This is a genomic window from Pseudomonas sp. NFACC45 (genome assembly GCF_900113505.1).
GTDB classification, from domain to species: Bacteria; Pseudomonadota; Gammaproteobacteria; order Pseudomonadales; family Pseudomonadaceae; genus Aquipseudomonas; species Aquipseudomonas tehranensis.
Genome location: NZ_FOPO01000006.1, coordinates 143,120 through 160,403 on the forward strand (window position 1 = coordinate 143,120; position 17,284 = coordinate 160,403).

Annotated in this window: 16 protein-coding genes; 9 read left to right on the top strand and 7 right to left on the bottom strand. The window is 61.1% G+C overall.

Annotated features, from left to right (window positions below):
* Positions 1 to 17 precede the first annotated feature (17 nt).
* From dgcA to BM132_RS12860, 3 genes are all read right to left on the bottom strand, one after another.
* A complete protein-coding gene (dgcA, locus tag BM132_RS12850; protein WP_092400727.1) occupies positions 18 to 2,078 on the bottom strand; it encodes a dimethylglycine demethylation protein DgcA in 2,061 nt (686 codons plus the stop codon).
* A 15-nt stretch (positions 2,079 to 2,093) separates the two neighbouring features.
* Positions 2,094 to 2,624 carry a DUF5943 domain-containing protein gene (locus BM132_RS12855; RefSeq protein WP_065760209.1) on the bottom strand — a complete coding sequence of 177 codons (531 nt, stop codon included), beginning with the start codon at positions 2,622 to 2,624 and terminating at the stop codon, positions 2,094 to 2,096.
* A gap of 78 nt (positions 2,625 to 2,702) precedes the next feature.
* Positions 2,703 to 3,680: a dipeptidase gene (locus tag BM132_RS12860; protein ID WP_047230381.1), complete on the bottom strand. Its 978-nt coding sequence runs from the start codon at positions 3,678 to 3,680 to the stop codon at positions 2,703 to 2,705.
* Positions 3,681 to 3,915: 235 nt separating this feature from the next.
* On the opposite strand from BM132_RS12860, the gene BM132_RS12865 reads away from it, so the two are divergent.
* Both BM132_RS12865 and BM132_RS12870 read left to right on the top strand, forming a co-directional pair.
* Positions 3,916 to 4,317, top strand: coding sequence for a lysozyme inhibitor LprI family protein (locus BM132_RS12865; RefSeq protein WP_092455726.1), 402 nt, complete (start codon positions 3,916 to 3,918; stop codon positions 4,315 to 4,317).
* 45 nt (positions 4,318 to 4,362) lie between these two features.
* Positions 4,363 to 4,779, top strand: a complete 417-nt coding sequence (locus BM132_RS12870; protein WP_092455728.1) for a DUF3010 family protein — start codon at positions 4,363 to 4,365, stop codon at positions 4,777 to 4,779.
* A 153-nt stretch (positions 4,780 to 4,932) separates the two neighbouring features.
* Here BM132_RS12870 and BM132_RS12875 read toward each other — a convergent pair whose 3' ends face one another.
* Together BM132_RS12875 and BM132_RS12880 are read right to left on the bottom strand one after the other, a co-directional pair.
* Positions 4,933 to 6,108: an AAA family ATPase gene (locus BM132_RS12875; RefSeq protein WP_092455730.1), complete on the bottom strand. Its 1,176-nt coding sequence runs from the start codon at positions 6,106 to 6,108 to the stop codon at positions 4,933 to 4,935.
* A 68-nt stretch (positions 6,109 to 6,176) separates the two neighbouring features.
* Positions 6,177 to 7,136, bottom strand: a complete 960-nt coding sequence (locus tag BM132_RS12880; protein WP_092455732.1) for a GlxA family transcriptional regulator — start codon at positions 7,134 to 7,136, stop codon at positions 6,177 to 6,179.
* A 168-nt stretch (positions 7,137 to 7,304) separates the two neighbouring features.
* On the opposite strand from BM132_RS12880, the gene choX reads away from it, so the two are divergent.
* From choX to BM132_RS12910, 6 genes are all read left to right on the top strand, one after another.
* Positions 7,305 to 8,249, top strand: a complete 945-nt coding sequence (gene choX, locus BM132_RS12885; protein WP_092455734.1) for a choline ABC transporter substrate-binding protein — start codon at positions 7,305 to 7,307, stop codon at positions 8,247 to 8,249.
* A 72-nt stretch (positions 8,250 to 8,321) separates the two neighbouring features.
* The gene (locus BM132_RS12890; RefSeq protein ID WP_076383396.1) at positions 8,322 to 9,209 is read left to right on the top strand and encodes a 3-dehydrocarnitine:acetyl-CoA trimethylamine transferase CdhC; all 888 of its coding nucleotides are present in this window, start codon (positions 8,322 to 8,324) and stop codon (positions 9,207 to 9,209) included.
* Between the two features lie 142 nt (positions 9,210 to 9,351).
* Complete coding sequence (locus BM132_RS12895) at positions 9,352 to 10,317, top strand: L-carnitine dehydrogenase (protein WP_092455736.1); 966 nt, start codon at positions 9,352 to 9,354, stop codon at positions 10,315 to 10,317.
* A gap of 211 nt (positions 10,318 to 10,528) precedes the next feature.
* The gene (locus BM132_RS12900; RefSeq protein ID WP_092455738.1) at positions 10,529 to 11,005 is read left to right on the top strand and encodes a thioesterase family protein; all 477 of its coding nucleotides are present in this window, start codon (positions 10,529 to 10,531) and stop codon (positions 11,003 to 11,005) included.
* Positions 11,006 to 11,025: 20 nt separating this feature from the next.
* Positions 11,026 to 12,189, top strand: a complete 1,164-nt coding sequence (locus tag BM132_RS12905) for a gamma-butyrobetaine dioxygenase (RefSeq protein WP_092400704.1) — start codon at positions 11,026 to 11,028, stop codon at positions 12,187 to 12,189.
* A gap of 379 nt (positions 12,190 to 12,568) precedes the next feature.
* Complete coding sequence (locus BM132_RS12910) at positions 12,569 to 12,832, top strand: hypothetical protein (RefSeq protein WP_092455740.1); 264 nt, start codon at positions 12,569 to 12,571, stop codon at positions 12,830 to 12,832.
* Between the two features lie 94 nt (positions 12,833 to 12,926).
* Here the strand turns inward: BM132_RS12910 and BM132_RS12915 are convergent, their stop codons facing one another.
* On the bottom strand, positions 12,927 to 14,030 hold the full coding sequence (locus BM132_RS12915; RefSeq protein WP_092403477.1) for a choline metabolism transcriptional regulator GbdR: 1,104 nt from the start codon (positions 14,028 to 14,030) through the stop codon (positions 12,927 to 12,929).
* A 447-nt stretch (positions 14,031 to 14,477) separates the two neighbouring features.
* Entirely contained in the window at positions 14,478 to 15,854 is a 1,377-nt protein-coding gene (locus tag BM132_RS12920) for an L-serine ammonia-lyase (protein ID WP_092403479.1), read from the bottom strand.
* Positions 15,855 to 16,280: 426 nt separating this feature from the next.
* On the opposite strand from BM132_RS12920, the gene BM132_RS12925 reads away from it, so the two are divergent.
* A complete protein-coding gene (locus BM132_RS12925; RefSeq protein ID WP_092403481.1) occupies positions 16,281 to 17,228 on the top strand; it encodes a choline ABC transporter substrate-binding protein in 948 nt (315 codons plus the stop codon).
* Positions 17,229 to 17,284: the final 56 nt, after the last annotated feature.

Here is a 17,284-nt window from a genome sequence, read left to right on the forward strand (position 1 = left end):
GGGTTATGTGCAAGCCGTTAGAAATCCTTGCACAACCGCAGGGCGTCGTAGATGGCGGCGTGGGTATTACGCTGGGCCACGCAGTCGCCGATGCGGAACAGCAGGTAACCATCGCCGCTCTGTTCCAGACACGGTTGGGGCTTGATCGCGAACAAGGCTTCGACGTCGATCTGGCCCTTGTTGCGCGAACCTTCCTTGAGCGCGTAATAGATTTCTTCGTCCGGTCGCACGCCGTTTTCCACCACCACCTGATCCACCACGCGCTCTTCCTTGGCCCCGGTGTATTCGTTCTCCAGCACCGCCACCAGCTTGTCGCCTTCGCGGTAGACCTTCTCCAGCATCATGTCCCCGGTCATGATCACTTCCTTGGGGTACATGCTGCGGTAGTAGGTCGGGAACGAAGTCCCGCCAATGGCCACGCCCGGCTTGATGTCGTCAGTGACGATTTCGACCTGGCTGCCCTTGTCGGCGAGGAAGTCGGCCACCGACATGCCGGTGAATTCACAGATGGTGTCGTAGACCAGCACGTTCTTGCCCGGTGCAACCTTGCCATCGAGCACGTCCCAACTGCTGACCACCAACCCTTCGGCGGCGCCCCAGTGCTCGTTCTGCTCGATGAACGGATGCCCACCGACGGCCAGCACCACCACATCCGGACGCAGGTCCATGATGGTCGCCGCGTCCGCCGCCACGCCCAGGCGCAGGTCGACTTTCAACCGCGCCAGTTCCAACTGGAACCAGCGGGTGATACCGGCGATCTGGTCGCGCTGCGGGGCTTTGGAGGCCGTGGTGATCTGTCCGCCGATGAATTCTTTCTTCTCGAACAGGGTCACGTCGTGGCCACGTTCGGCCGCCACACGGGCCGCTTCCATACCCGCCGGACCGGCACCGACCACCACCACCTTGCGTTTCGGCCCGGTGGATTTCTCGATGATGTGCGGCACGCCCATGTATTCACGGGACGTCGCGGCGTTCTGGATGCACAGCACGTCCAGACCCTGGTACTGCCGGTCGATACAATAGTTGGCGCCCACGCACTGCTTGATCTGGTCGATCTGGCCCATCTTGATCTTGGCGATCAGGTGCGGGTCGGCGATGTGCGCGCGGGTCATGCCGACCATGTCGACGTAGCCGCCCTCCAGGATCCGCGTGGCCTGGTTCGGGTCCTTGATGTTCTGCGCGTGCAGCACCGGGACCTTGACCACTTCCTTGATACCGGCGGCCAGGTGCAGGAACGGTTCCGGTGGATAACTCATGTTCGGGATAACGTTGGCCAGGGTGTTGTGGGTGTCGCAACCCGAGCCCACCACGCCGATGAAATCCAGCATGCCGGTGTCGTCGTAGTACTTGGCGATCTGCTTCATGTCCTCGTGGGACAAGCCATCCGGGTGGAACTCGTCACCGCACAGACGCATGCCCACGCAGAAGTCGTCGCCCACTTCGGCGCGCACGGCTTTGAGCACTTCCAGGCCGAACTTCATCCGCCCCTCGAAGGTGCCGCCCCATTCGTCGGTGCGCTTGTTGACCCGTGGGCTCCAGAACTGGTCGATCATGTGCTGGTGCACGGCGGACAGCTCAACGCCGTCCAGGCCACCGGCCTTGGCACGCCGTGCCGCCTGGGCGTAGTTGCCGATCACCCGCCAGATTTCTTCCGGCTCGATGGTTTTGCAGGTGGCACGGTGCACCGGCTCGCGCACGCCGGACGGCGACATCAGGGTCGGCCAGTTGAAACCGTCCCAGCGCGAGCGACGACCCATGTGGGTAATCTGGATCATGATCTTGGCGCCATGCTTGTGCATGGCGTCGGCCAGGTTCTGGAAGTGCGGGATGATGCGATCGGTGGACAGATTCACCGAGCTCCACCATTCCTGCGGGCTGTCGATGGCAACCACCGAGGAGCCACCGCAAATCGCCAGGCCGATACCGCCCTTGGCCTTCTCTTCGTAATACTTCACGTAGCGGTCGGTGGTCATACCGCCGTCGGTGGCGTAGACCTCGGCGTGCGCGGTGCTGAGTACGCGGTTGCGGATGGTCAGTTTGCCGATCTGGATCGGCTGGAACATTGCTTCAAAAGCCATGGCGCAATCCTCGACTTACAACGGCTTGACGATGAACAGGCCGTCGTCGTGGCCTTCTTCGGAACCGCCGTAGACCTGCTCGGCCACAGTGCGGATCGAACTGCCACGGGCGGCGAGAATCTGGTCCATGGCGCCGGCGAACCAGCCGGTGAACATATAGTCGACCTTGCGCCCGACCTTGCCGTACACATAGACGAACGCGGAGTGTTCCAGCTTGACGCTGGCGGTGCCTTTTTCCAGGTCGATGTCCTGGATCTTGAACAGGCCCCAACCACGCTGGGACAGACGCTTCATGTAGTGCTCGAATACCGCGACGCCTTCCAGGCCATGGCATTCGGCTTCTTTTTCACACCAGTGCCAGGCGGATTTGTAGCCGGCCTTGTAGAGAATCTCGGCGTAGGCGTCGGCGCCCAGCACTTCTTCGATACCCATGTGGTTGTTGACGAAAAAGTGACGCGGCACGTAGAGCATCGGCAGGGCATCAGAGGTCCAGACACCGGTTTCACTGTCGACTTCGATAGGCAATTGAGGGGCGATTTTGGCCATGGAAACTTAACTCCGAAAATGCGTGGTATGCCTGCGACGCAAAGGGTCGCAGGTAAAGGATTCAGTGATGCGGCGGCTTTATTCGCCCCAGACGTCTTTCAGGACATTGACCCAGTTCTCGCCCATGATCTTGCGCACCACCCGCTCCGGATGGCCGCGCTTGAGCAGCGTCTCGGTGAGGTTCGGGAACTCGCCCACGGTGCGGATGCCCAGGGGATTGATGATCTTGCCGAAGCTGGTCAAACGACGGGCATAACCCTTGTCGTGGGTCAGCATTTCGAAGAAGTCCTGGCCATGGCCCTGGGTGAAGTCGGTGCCGATGCCGATGGCGTCTTCGCCGACGATGTTCATGGTGTATTCGATGGCCTCGGCGTAGTCATCGATGGTCGAATCGATGCCCTTGGCCAGGAACGGCGCGAACATGGTCACGCCGACGAAACCGCCGTGGTCGGCGATGAACTTCAGTTCTTCATCGGACTTGTTGCGCGGGTGTTCCTTGAGGCCCGAGGGCAGGCAGTGGGAGTAGCAGACCGGTTTCTTCGATTCGAGGATGACCTCTTCGGAGGTCTTGGAGCCGACGTGGGACAGGTCGCACATGATCCCGACCCGGTTCATCTCCGCGACGATTTCACGACCGAAGCCCGACAGGCCGCCGTCACGCTCGTAGCAGCCGGTGCCCACCAGGTTCTGGGTGTTGTAGCACATCTGCACCACGCCAACGCCGAGCTGCTTGAAGATCTCGACGTAGCCCAGTTGGTCTTCGAAGGCGTGGGCGTTCTGGAAGCCAAAGATGATGCCGGTCTTGCCCTGAGCCTTGGCGCGCTGGATATCAGCGGTGGTTTTCACCGGGATCACCAGGTCGCTGTTTTCGCGGATCAGTTTCTGGCTGGCGACAATATTGTTGATGGTGGCCTGAAAACCTTCCCACACCGACACCGTGCAGTTGGCGGCAGTCAGGCCGCCCTTGCGCATGTCTTCGAACAGGTCACGGTTCCACTTGGCAATGATCAGCCCGTCGATAACGATGCTGTCGGCGTGCAATTCGGCTGGGCTCATCAGGCAGTCCCCTTTTGTCAGCGATTCATGCGCCGAATCGTGTGCCGGCGCTTTGGGGCCAGCATATGCCTCGGTGCATTGGCGACCGGGTGCAAAAACGACAGGGGAATTGCCGAAAGCGTCAATCCACGACAAAGGGCTATGAGCGGGCCACCCTGCCCGTCTGTTCTTTACCCGACGCTTGCGCCAGAATCCGCCGCATCACTGGTTTTCACTGGACTCGAGCGGCAACGCAATGAAATCAATCATCCTGGCTTTGGCTCTGAGCAGCACCGTCGCCCACGCGACCGAAGACACCGAACACAACCCCTGCGATGCCGTGGAAAACGACGTCCAGACCCTGGCCTGCTCGGCCTACGGCAAAACCGCCGCCGAACAACTGCTTGCCGACAACCTGCAGAGCCTCAACGAACGCCTGCAAACCCTCTACGCCGACAACAAGGCCCAGCTCGACGACATCACCCGCAAAATCAGGACAGCCCAGCAATTCTGGCAAAAACAACGCGATGCCGACTGTGCCATCGCCGCCTTCCCGGCCAAACCCGGCAGCGAAGCCTACAAAATCGCCGAAAACGACTGCATGGCCCAGGTGAGTGATGACCGGTCGGAGTTTTTGGAGTCGATTGGGCAGGAGTAACGTGGAGCTGTAAGCTGCACGTCACCACCGAGCAAAGAGACTCCCATGAAAATCTGCGGCATCGAAATCAAAGGCAGCGAAGCGATCATCGCCGTTGCCTCGTTGGATCAGCAGGCGCTAACCCACATCGCGCTGAACACCAAGAAAATCGCCCTGGACGACGATGACGAAGCCGCCAACGTCAAGGCCTTCGCCGCTCAGGTGCGGGCGTTCGTAGTGGATAACGGTATCGAGCACATCGCCATCAAGAAGCGCAGCAAGAAAGGCGAGTTCGCCGGCGGACCGACCACGTTCAAGATCGAGGGGGTTTTCCAGTTGCTGGAGGGCTGCGCGGTGACACTGCTGTCACCGCAGACCATCAATGCGCAGAGCAAGAAGCATGACTTCGCCCTGCCGGCGACGCTGAACAAATATCAGCATGAAGCGTACAAGGCGGCATGTTCGGCGTTGGTGAAAAAATAACGCCTACCTGTGGCGAGGGAGCTTGCTCCCGCTGGGCCGCGAAGCGGCCCTGAACCTCGCACCCTGGTGTGTCAGGTTGATTGAATGGATGACATTGGGCTGCTTCGCAGTCTGCGGGAGCAAGCTCCCTCGCCACGGGATGTATTTCCGGCTTCAATGCTGCTTTCGATACCCTTTCAACCAATCCGCAAACGCTTTGTCCTCCAGCGCATAACCACCACGATTGGACTTCCACACCAGTTCCTTGTCACGCAGGGCATCGATGCAGGATTGGATGGTTTGAGTGCCGGGCACGACTTCGCTTCCCATACTGCTAAGCACCTTGCCCACAGCTTCCAACGTTGAATCGGTGAAGGGCGCAAAGGGCTCGTTGTTTTGCGAGCGCTCGGCCATGACCTGCAACACTGCCCGTTGTGGCACCGTCAGGGCATTCCAGGCGCTTTCAAATTCGGTCCAGACGCCGGCGCGCAGCATTTCGGCGCTGCTGCGCAGCAATTCGCCCAAATGACTCGCCTCCCCCAGTTCCAGGGCAATTTCGCCGATGACGCTGCGCAACATCTCAGGGCGGCGCCCCACCAGCTCAAATGCCTGGTCGAGGTCATCAGCATTGAACTGGTTGGTTTGGGCCAGATGAGCGTTCAAATGGGCGGCATAGGCTTTGGTGAACTCTTTGCCCAGCAGTGGGAATGGCGTGATGCTGGAACCATAGAAGGGTTGATTGCGGCTGAGTACCAGGTGAGCGAGTTTGTCGCGATTGGAGCCGGTGAACACCAGGCGCAGGCCGCTGGTGGCGTCTTCACGCCCCTGGTTGAGCTGATCGCGGGCGGCCTTGAGGCCGAACATCGCATTGACCCCGGCCTCGGTGGTCAACGCATGCTGGGCTTCGTCGATCACCAGCACCACGGTTTTATCGGCAGCGCTGTGCAATAACTCCAGCGCCTGGGTCAGCGTCGCACCTTCAGGCAGTTGCGGCAGGCTGAAATCCCAGGACAACGTGCGCAAGAAGCTGAGTTTGTCGATGCCCATGGACTTGGCCAGCTTGCGAATGCCCTTTTCATAAGGCACCAGCGCTGCGGCAATAGCCGAGGCAATCAGGTCGGCAGGGTCTTTCTCCTTGTTGGCCCACAGGTCGACGTAAACAGCGAGCCAGCCACGCGCCTCGCATTCGGGAATCAAGTCTTCGCGCAGGAAGGTACTTTTTCCAGTACGTCTCGGAGCGGCCAGGAACAGGCCTGAGGTGTAATCCTGGATCCCGGCGCCGACCAGCCCATCGACAATATTGCGGGCCAGATCTGGGCGCCGAAAGACAAAACCGGGGTGCTTGGACATGGTTTTATACTCAATTATGGCGACAGGTATAATTTATAGTCGCGAGTATAATTGAGTATAAAAGCCTGTCAAACCACCTCCCGCCCATCCCCTTGGCGCCGCCGGTCTTCCCGCGGGCACCGTTCAAACCTCGCTCGATAACTGCGAGTGAAATACGACGGTGACTCGAAACCGCAGGCGATACTCACTTCCAGCACACTCATGTCGGTCTGGCGTAACAGTTGCCGGGCCTTTTCCAGGCGCAGGCGTAGATAGAAGTTGCTGGGAGTGTCGTTCAGGTGCAGGCGGAACAGGCGTTCGAGCTGGCGGCGGGTGACGTTGATGGATTCGGCCAGGGCCAGGGTGCTCAGAGGCGGTTCACTGTGGGTTTCCATCTCGCCGATGACGTGCACCAGTTTCTTGTTGCGGATGCCATAGCGGCTGGCAATTTCCATGCGCTGGTGGTCTTTGCGCGGACGGATGCGGCCGAGCACGAATTGTTCGCTGACCTCAATCGCCAGTTGCGGGCCATGGGCCTGGCCGATCAGGTCCAGCATCAGGTCGATGGACGCGGTGCCGCCAGCGCAGGTGATGCGCCGACGGTCAATTTCGAACAGTTCCTGGGTCACACTCAGCTGTGGATAAGATTCCTTGAACGCCTCGATCGCTTCCCAGTGCAGGGTTACGCGATGCCCTTCCAGCAGCCCCGCCTCGGCCAGGACCACACTGCCGGTGTCGATGCCGCCCAGGGTGACGCCCTCGCTGTCCAGCCGATGCAGCCAGCGCTCCAACGCCGGGGTCACAAACTTGAGCGGTTCGAACCCCGCCACCACCCAGAGGGTCGCGCCTTTCTTCAATGGCTCCAACGCGGCATCGGCGTTGACCGACATGCCATTGCTTGCCAGCACCGCCCCGCCATCGGCGCTCAACACATGCCAGCGGTACAACTCACCGCGAAAACGGTTGGCGACCCGCAATGGTTCGATGGCCGAAATGAAACCGATGGCCGAAAAACCCGGCATCAACAAGAAGTAGAAATCCTGGGACATGTAGCGCACTCGGTTGGCGGGTAGCGTGCGGTCCTTGATACGCCACAGGTCGCCGCAGTGCAAGAGCGAGTCGCCGCAGTGCGTTTTGCCGGCGGGCCGGCTGCGTAACTTGGCATCACCGGTGCGCAGATGCCGGAACCCATAACAAAGACTGCCGAGGAACCCGACATGAAACGACTGATCAGCTCCTGCGTTCTTGCACTCAGCACTTCCACCTTCCTGAGCTCCGCTGCGATGGCAGCCGATCCCGCCGCGTGCCAGAACGTGCGCCTGGGCGTGGTCAACTGGACCGATGTCATCGCCACCAGCGCCATGACCCAAGTGTTGCTCGACGGCCTCGGCTACAAGACCAAACAGACCAGCGCCTCCCAGCAAATCATTTTCGCCGGCATCCGCGACCAGCGTCTGGACATGTTCCTGGGCTATTGGAACCCACTGATGACCCAGACCATCACCCCGTTCGTCGAGGCCAAACAGGTCAAGGTCCTGGAGCAACCCAGCCTCAAGGACGCCCGCGCCACCCTGGCCGTGCCGACTTATCTGGCCGACAAGGGCCTGAAGACTTTCGCTGACATCGCCAAATTCGAGAAAGAACTGGGCGGCAAAATCTACGGTATCGAGCCTGGCTCCGGCGCCAATACCCAGATCAAGGCGATGATCAGCAAGAACCAGTTCGGCCTGGGCAAGTTCCAGTTGGTGGAGTCCAGCGAGGCCGGCATGCTCGCGGCGGTGGACCGCGCCGTGCGGCGCAAGGAAGCCGTGGTGTTCTTCGGCTGGGCGCCGCACCCGATGAACGTCAACGTGCAAATGACCTACCTCACCGGCAGTGAAGACGCCCTCGGCCCGAACGAAGGCATGGCCACCGTCTGGACCGTCACCGCGCCGGACTACGCGCAAAAATGCCCGAACGTCAGCCGCCTGCTGAGCAACCTGACGTTCACCGCCGAAGACGAGAGCCGGATGATGCAGCCACTGCTGGATCACAAGGACCCGCTCGAATCGGCCAAGCAATGGCTCAAGGATCATCCGCAAGACAAGCAGCGCTGGCTCGAAGGCGTCACCACCTTCGATGGCAAGCCTGCCGCCGACAACCTGAAGCTGACCAGCAACTGAACAAACATCATCCATCTGCGCAGCGCCAATCGGCTGCGCAGTGACTCATCACGCCTGTAAGGAACCTGCACCATGAACCACGACGTCATCATCACCTGCGCACTCACCGGTGCTGGCGACACGACCGCCAAAAGCCCACACGTGCCGGTCACCCCGAAACAGATCGCCGCGGCCGCCGTCGAAGCCGCCAAGGCCGGCGCCACGGTGGTCCACTGCCACGTTCGCGATCCGCAGACCGGCAAGTTCAGCCGTGACGTGGCGCTGTACCGCGAAGTGATGGAGCGCATCCGAGAGGCGGACGTGGACATCATCGTCAACCTCACCGCCGGCATGGGCGGCGATCTGGAGATCGGCGGTGGCGAAAATCCCATGGAGTTCGGCCCCAATACCGACCTGGTGGGCCCGCTGACCCGCCTGGCCCACGTCGAGGAGTTGCTGCCGGAAATCTGCACCCTGGATTGCGGCACCCTGAACTTCGGTGATGGCGACACCATTTACGTTTCCACCCCGGCGCAACTGCGGGCCGGGGCCAAGCGCATCACCGAGCTGGGGGTCAAGGCCGAGCTGGAGATCTTCGACACCGGCCACCTGTGGTTCGCCAAGCAGATGATCAAGGAAGGCCTGTTGGACAACCCGCTGTTCCAGCTTTGCCTGGGCATCCCGTGGGGGGCGCCGGCCGACACCACCACCATGAAAGCCATGGTCGACAACTTGCCGGCGGACGCCGTGTGGGCCGGCTTCGGCATCGGCCGCATGCAAATGCCGATGGCGGCCCAGGCCGTGCTGCTGGGGGGCAACGTGCGGGTGGGCCTGGAAGACAACCTGTGGCTGGACAAAGGCGTGCTTGCCACCAACGGCCAACTGGTGGAGCGCGCCAGCGAAATCCTCAGCCGCCTCGGCGCCCGCGTGCTCACCCCGGCTGAGGGGCGCAAGAAGATGGGTCTGACCACCCGCGGTTAACCCCAACCTACACCTTCCCTTGTGGGAGCGAGCCTGCTCGCGATAGCGGTGCAACAGGCGACTGATGTGCCGGCTGACACTGCGCCATCGCGAGCAGGCTCGCTCCCACATTTAGATCAGCGAACCCTTTCAGGAAATCACCATGAGCTTCATCACCGACATCAAGACCTTCGCCGCCCTGGGCAGTGGTGTAATCGGCAGCGGCTGGGTCAGTCGCGCCCTGGCCCATGGCCTGGACGTTGTGGCCTGGGACCCGGCGCCAGGTGCCGAGGCAGCGCTGCGCAAACGCGTGGCCAACGCTTGGGGCGCACTGGAGAAACAAGGCCTGGCACCCGGCGCCTCCCAGGATCGGCTGCGCTTTGTCGCGACCATCGAAGAATGCGTGCGCGACGCCGATTTCATCCAGGAAAGTGCCCCCGAGCGCCTGGAGTTGAAGCTCGAGCTGCACGGCCAGATCAGCGCCGCCGCCAAGCCTAATGCGCTGATTGGTTCCAGCACATCGGGACTGCTGCCGAGCGAGTTCTATGCAGGCTCCACCCACCCGGAACGCTGCGTGGTCGGACACCCGTTCAACCCGGTCTACCTGTTGCCGCTGGTGGAAGTCGTCGGCGGCAAAAACACCGCACCCGAAGCGGTACAGGCCGCAATGCAAGTGTACGAATCCCTCGGTATGCGCCCCTTGCATGTGCGCAAGGAAGTCCCCGGATTCATCGCCGACCGGCTGCTCGAAGCGCTCTGGCGCGAAGCGCTGCACCTGGTCAACGACGGCGTGGCCACCACGGGGGAAATCGACGATGCCATCCGGTTTGGCGCCGGCTTGCGCTGGTCGTTCATGGGCACGTTCCTGACGTACACACTGGCCGGTGGAGATGCCGGAATGCGCCACTTCATGGCTCAATTCGGTCCCGCGTTGCAGTTGCCGTGGACCTACCTACCGGCACCGGAGCTGACCGACAAGCTGATCGACGATGTGGTGGACGGCACCAGCGCGCAACTGGGCAGCCACAGCATTTCTGCCCTGGAGCGCTATCGTGATGATTGCCTGCTGGCGGTGCTGGAGGCGGTGAAGACCACCAAGGCCAGGCATGGCATGACCTTCACCGAATAACCCCTACCCTTGTGGCGAGGGAGCTTGCTCCCGCTGGACTGCGCGTAGGAGCTGCCGAAGGCTGCGATCTTTTGATCTTTCGCTCAGGACTCAATTGTCTGGGAAAAGATCGCAGCCTCGTTGCACTCGACAGCTCCTACACCGCAACCCAGCGGGAGCAAGCTCCCTCGCCACAACGGTGTACACCCGCGACTATTTGTGGAGTTCCACCATGCCCACCCTCACCACCTACCAAACCCGCATCCTCCCCGAATGGGTCGATTACAACGGCCATCTGCGCGATGCCTTTTACCTGTTGATCTTCAGCTACGCGACCGACGCATTGATGGATCAGCTGGGCATGGACAGCCAGAACCGCGAAGCCAGCGGCCACTCGCTGTTCACCCTCGAACTGCACTTGAACTACCTGCACGAAGTGAAGCTCGACGCCCAGGTCGAGGTGCGCACACAGATCATCGGCCACGACGCCAAACGCCTGCATCTCTACCACAGCCTGCACCTGGTCGGCGGCGATAAGGAACTGGCCGGCAATGAGCAGATGCTGTTGCACGTCGACCTGGCCGGCCCGCGCTCGGCGCCCTTCACCGAACAGACCCTGGGCAAGCTCAAAGCCCTGCTCACGGAACAATCCGACCTGTCGCCGCCGGCCTACATCGGTCGGGTCATCGCATTGCCACCGGCCCGATAAAACCCGAACAGGAGATCGCCATGAACACCGCCGCCGCTTTTGCCGACTTCCGTCGTTACCCCCTGATCTGTGCATTGACCGCAGTGACACCCTTGACCGACCGGGTGCAGGTCACCTGGGCCGACGGTCGGATCAGCCCCTTCCATCATCAGTGGCTGCGAGACAACTGCCCCTGCCCGCAATGCGTCTACACCGTGACCCGCGAGCAGGTGTTGGAAATCGTCGATGTACCTGAAGATCTGGCGCCCGGCGCGACCCGTTTGGACAGTGATGGCTGCCTGTGCGTGGATTGGCAGGACGGCCACCAGAGCCGCTTCGACCCGGGCTGGCTGCGCGCCCATGCCTACGATGACCAGTCCAGGGCTGAACGCCTGGCGAGCAAACCCAAGCGCCAGCTCTGGCAGCACGACCTGCAACTGCCGGTGTTTGATTACGAGGCGCTGATGGACGACGCCGACACGTTGCTGCAATGGCTGCTGGCGGTGCGCGACATCGGCCTGACCCAGGTGCGCGGCGTACCCACCGAACCCGGCTCGCTGAAACTGATCGCCCAGCAGATTTCGTTCATCCGCCAGAGCAACTTCGGCGTGCTGTTCAACGTGCAATCCAAGGCCGATGCCGACAGTAACGCCTACACCGCTTTCAACCTGCCGCTGCACAGCGACCTGCCCACCCGGGAGCTGCAACCAGGATTGCAGTTTCTGCATTGCCTGGTGAATGACGCCGACGGCGGCGAGAGCATCTTTGTCGACGGTTTTGCCATCGCCGAGGCGCTGCGCCAGGAAGACCCCGAGGCCTTTGCCGCGCTGTGTGAAATCCCGGTGGAGTTTCGCAACAAGGACCGCCACAGCGATTACCGCTGCCTGGCGCCCATCATCGCGCTGGATGCCCTGGGACAGGTCTCGGAAATCCGCATGGCGAACTTCCTGCGCGGGCCGTTCGACACCTCGGTCGAACAGATGCCCAGGTTGTATCGCGCCTACCGCCGCTTCATCGCCCTGACCCGCGAGCCGCAATTTCGCTTGATGCAAAGGCTTGAACCCGGTCAGTTGTGGTGTTTCGACAACCGCCGCACCCTGCACGCCCGCAATGCCTTCGACCCAACCACTGGAGCCCGGCATTTCCAGGGATGCTATGTGGATCGCGATGAGTTGTTGTCGCGGATTCTGGTGTTGCAACGGTAGACCGCGTCATCGTTCATCGCGAGCAGGCTCGCTCCCACAGGGGTTCTGTGTCGTGCACAAGACCTGTGGGAGCGAGCCTGCTCGCGATAGCGGCCTGCCAAACACCCCATCACCCTCTGATTCACCCAGGCAAAAAAATCCCCGATCAAGCCGTGACTGGATCGGGGCAGTTGCGTTACTGGAGGAGCTGTTGCGCGAGGGTGACCAAACCGTCGTGATTCAGCTTGGGGCCAGTGTGCCCAGTCCAAGCCTGGGCAAGTTAGCCGAAAACGACGCCCCCATAGTCATTCATGACATCGCGACCATTTGCCCTTGCCGCCGCTTCGGGCCGCTACCAGAATCGAGTCACGACCCCAATCCCTGAACAAGGAAAAGCGTCATGATGCACGCCGATTTGATCGACCAGGAAGACCTGCTGGGCCTGCTCAAGACCCTGGGCCTCCAGATACCCAGCGGTTCCACCGCCGAACAGGCTTGCGAGTGTGCGGTGCGCGGGCTGGACACGGCCCGCGCCAATGAGTTGCGCATGATGGTCAGGAATATGTACACCAGCAGCGCCACCATCTTGCCCGCCGTGCGCCGGGCGATTGATCTGCAGCTGCTGCCGGCTTTGGCCGAGTATCAGAAAAACCAGAACGCCTGAAAAACCAATCGCGAGCAGGCTCGCTCCCACAGGTTTTGTGATCGGCACAGAACCCCTGTGGGAGCGAGCCTGCTCGCGATGAAGGCGCCGCGGTCTAGAGCCTCACACTGGCAAACGTCGACTCATTACGCGCCTGGCTCAACGCCGACAACGGGCCGGACAATGGCGACAGCACCAGGGCCTGTGGCAGCGGCATCATCGCCACCTGCTGCGCGGTGTTGGAGCCGACGCGCTCGTCGCGCGGTGGAATGCCGAAGTATTCGCGGTAGCACTTGGAGAAGTGCGGCGTGGAAACGAAACCGCACACCGACGCCACTTCGATGATCGACATCGGCGTCTGCTTGAGCAGTTGCCGCGCCCGGATCAGCCGCAGCTTGAGGTAATAGCGTGACGGCGAGCAATGCAGGTATTTCTGGAACAAGCGCTCCAACTGGCGCCGGGAGACGGCGACGTACACCGCCAGTTCGTCCAGGTCGATCGGCTCTTCGAGATTGGCCTCCATCAGCGCGACGATTTCCTGCAACTTCGGCTGATTGGTGCCAAGCATGTGCTTGAGTGGCACGCGCTGGTGATCCTGCTCGTTGCGAATGCGCTCATAGACAAACATTTCGGAGATCGCTGCCGACAACTCGCGGCCGTGATCGCGGCTAATCAGGTGCAACATCATGTCCAGTGGCGCGGTGCCGCCGGAACTGGTGAAGCGGTTGCGGTCGAGGGTGAACAGACGGGTGCTCATCGATACCCGCGGAAAGGCTTCCTGCATTGCCGCCAGACATTCCCAGTGCACACTGCAATCGAAGCCATCGAGCAGACCCGCGCAGGCCAAGGCCCAACTGCCGGTGCAGACCGCGCCGAGGCGCCGGGACTGACGGGCCTGGCTTTGCAGCCATGACACGTGTTCACGGGTGACGGTGCGCTGAATGCCAACGCCGCCACACACAATGACGGTATCGATAGGCGGCGCTTTGTGCATGGCCGCGTCCGGCGTGATTTGCAAACCATCACTGGCCCAGACCTGGCCGCCATCAACGGTGAGGGTGGTCCAGCGATACAGCTCGCGACCGGACAGCTGGTTGGCCATGCGCAGCGGCTCCACCGCGGACGCCAGGGAAATGAGCGTGAAATTGTCCAGCAGCAAAAAGCCGATGGATTGAGGCGCACGGTTCTGGGATTGAGCCCCTGGGTTGGACGTCGTCATCGCGGTATCTCCTCACACAAAGCAAGTGATGGCCTCAGGCGGAGGCTCTTTTTATTGGTTGTTGCCCTTGGTCTCTACACAGCAGACGGGCTTTACATCGATAGAGCAATTGCCATGCCTAAATTGAATGCGTGTTCAATAAATCCTGAAAACGACATCGCGCCCAGTCTAAATAAGGCACGCGATGAGTGTGGGTTATAGGTGCCATCAGTGGCGGCAGGCGCCCGCCACAGCCGGCCGTGAGCAGAACGGTAGCACTTGTGGGAACTGGGCTGCGGCACTTGCGCAACCGGTATCACCACAGGTGCGAATGACGAACGGTCGAGGGACGAACAGCGGTGGGTCCGACAAACGGTGTCATGTCTGTTTGCGACGCGCTAAAAGGTGGCGCGTTTGTGGATCAGTGTGCATTTTGTGAGCGATATGCGATCGCCTCTGGCGAGGCGATCAGCACTCCACCGCACTGACCGCCAGGCCACCGCGCGATGTCTCTTTATATTTGTCATGCATGTCGGCGCCGGTGTCGCGCATGGTACGGATCACCCGGTCCAGAGAGATGAAGTGCTGGCCGTCTCCGCGCAGCGCCATCTGCGCAGCGTTGATGGCTTTCACCGCCGCTATCGCGTTGCGCTCGATACACGGCACCTGCACCAGACCACCCACCGGATCGCAGGTCAGGCCGAGGTTGTGTTCCAGGCCGATTTCCGCCGCGTTGCACAGTTGCTCGGGGGTCGCGCCAAGGATCTCCGCCAGGCCAGCGGCAGCCATGGCGCATGCCGAGCCCACTTCCCCCTGGCAACCGACTTCGGCGCCGGAAATAGAGGCGTTCTTTTTGCACAGGATTCCCACCGCCGCCGCGCCGAGAAAATAATCCACCACGTTGGCGTCGGTGACCGCTTCGCTGAACTTCATGAAGTAATGCAGCACTGCCGGAATGATTCCCGCCGCGCCATTGGTCGGCGCCGTCACCATGCGGCCACCGGCGGCGTTTTCCTCGTTGACCGCCAGGGCGAACAGGTTGACCCATTCCATGGCACTCAGGGTCGAACCGATGACATTGGGTTTGTTCAGTTCTTGCAAACTGCGGTGCAACTTGGCTGCTCGCCGACGCACATTCAAACCGCCGGGCAGAATGCCCTCGTGCTTGAGACCTTGCTCGACGCAGTCCTGCATCGCCCGCCAGAGTTTCATCAGGCCGCTGCGGATCTCCTCCTCCGAGCGCCAGACCTTTTCGTTGGCCATCATGAGCTCGGCCACCCGAAGGTTATGGGTGCGACACAACTGGAGCAGTTCTTCGGCACTGGAAAAATCGTAAGGCAACTCGGTGGCATCCAGATCCACCACGCCGCTGGACGCCTGGGCCTGATCGACGACGAAGCCACCGCCGACTGAATAGTAGGTGTCACGGTGCAATTCAGCGTTGTCGCCTTCGGCCACCAGCGTCATGGCATTGGGATGGAACGGCAGGTTTTCGTCGATCAGGCGCATGTCCCGGGACCAGACGAAAGGCACCGGCAGACGACCGTCCAGCAGCAGGGTCTGGGTTTCGCGCAGCAGCTCGATGCGGGGGCCAATCTGCGACGGGTCGATCGCGTCTGGCCACTCGCCCATCAAGCCCATGATCACGGCGTTATCACTGCCATGGCCGATGCCAGTGGCAGACAGGGAACCGTAAAGCTGAACTTCCAGGCGCGTTACTTGTTCCAAAACACCCTGTTCACGTAAACGCTGCACAAACAGCGCTGCAGCGCGCATGGGCCCCACGGTGTGGGAACTGGACGGGCCGATACCAATTTTGAACAGGTCGAACACGCTGATTGCCATTGCCGAGAACCTCCAGAACAGGCACATCCGGGCGCAGGAGCGCCCGGTGGCGGAGCTGCTACGCTCAACGCCGGGATGCCCGCATCATCCGGCTTTTGCCAGGGCGTTCGACGTCTGACACCGACGCAATCATGCCCACCGACGTCGCCCGCCCTTTGCCCCGGTTTTACGACGTTTTTTGCGTATCAGAGGCCAGCCAAGGGCGAAAAAAATCTGTAAACGACGTCACTAACACTGGATGCGACCCTCCCTGTACTGGATACGACGCACCCTGTAGGCGACAGATTTGCACTGGTACATGATCGGTTACGGCTCGTTTGCAAGGCCGCGTGTCAGAGAGTGCTCACGCGCCCCCAACCGCAACATCCAAAAAAAGTGCGGATGTCCTTGAACGGGCGCCGCCGATAAAACACCAGGAGTCCACCCATGAAAGGTTCCACGCCGTTGTTGTTGGCCGCCATGCTGAGTCTTCCGCTGCTGGCCAACGCTGCTGAACCCGCGCAGTGCAGCACCGTCAACTTCTCCGATGTCGGCTGGACCGACATCACCGTGACCACCGCCACCACCAGCGTGGTACTCGAGGCCCTGGGCTACAAAACCAAGACCACCATGATTTCCGTACCCGTGACCTACAAGTCCCTGGCCGACGGCAAGAACATGGATGTGTTCCTCGGCAACTGGATGCCGACGATGGAAAACGACATCAAGGCCTACCGCGAAGCCGGCACCGTGGATACGGTGCGGGCCAACCTGGAGAACGCCAAGTACACCCTGGCGGTGCCCGAAGAGCTCTATAACAAAGGGCTGAAGGATTTCGCCGACATCGCCAAGTTCAAGAAGGAACTGGACGGCAAGATCTACGGCATCGAACCGGGTAACGACGGCAACCGCCTGATCCAGAGCATGATCGACAAGAATGCCTTCGGTCTCAAGGACGCCGGCTTCAAGATCGTCGAGTCCAGCGAAGCCGGCATGTTGTCACAGGTCGACCGCGCCGAGCGCCGCAGCACCGCCGTAGTGTTCCTGGGCTGGGAACCACATCCGATGAACACCCGCTTCAAGATGAAGTACCTCACCGGTGGTGACGAGTACTTCGGTCCGAATTTCGGTCAGGCAACCATCTACACCAATACCCGCAAAGGCTACGTCCAGGAATGCAGCAACGTAGGTCAGCTGTTGAAAAACCTGGCCTTCACCCTGGACATGGAAAGCACGCTGATGGGCAACGTGCTTGACGACAAGATGAAGCCTGACGCGGCCGCCAAGGCCTGGCTGAAGAAAAACCCACAGGTACTCGATACCTGGCTCGCTGGCGTGACCACCATTGACGGTAAACCCGGCCTGGACGCCGTGAAAGCCAAGCTTGCGCAGTAATGCTTTTATGCCGGGCGGGTTCGCTCGTCCGGGCTGTTTATTCCTTGCATGCGGAT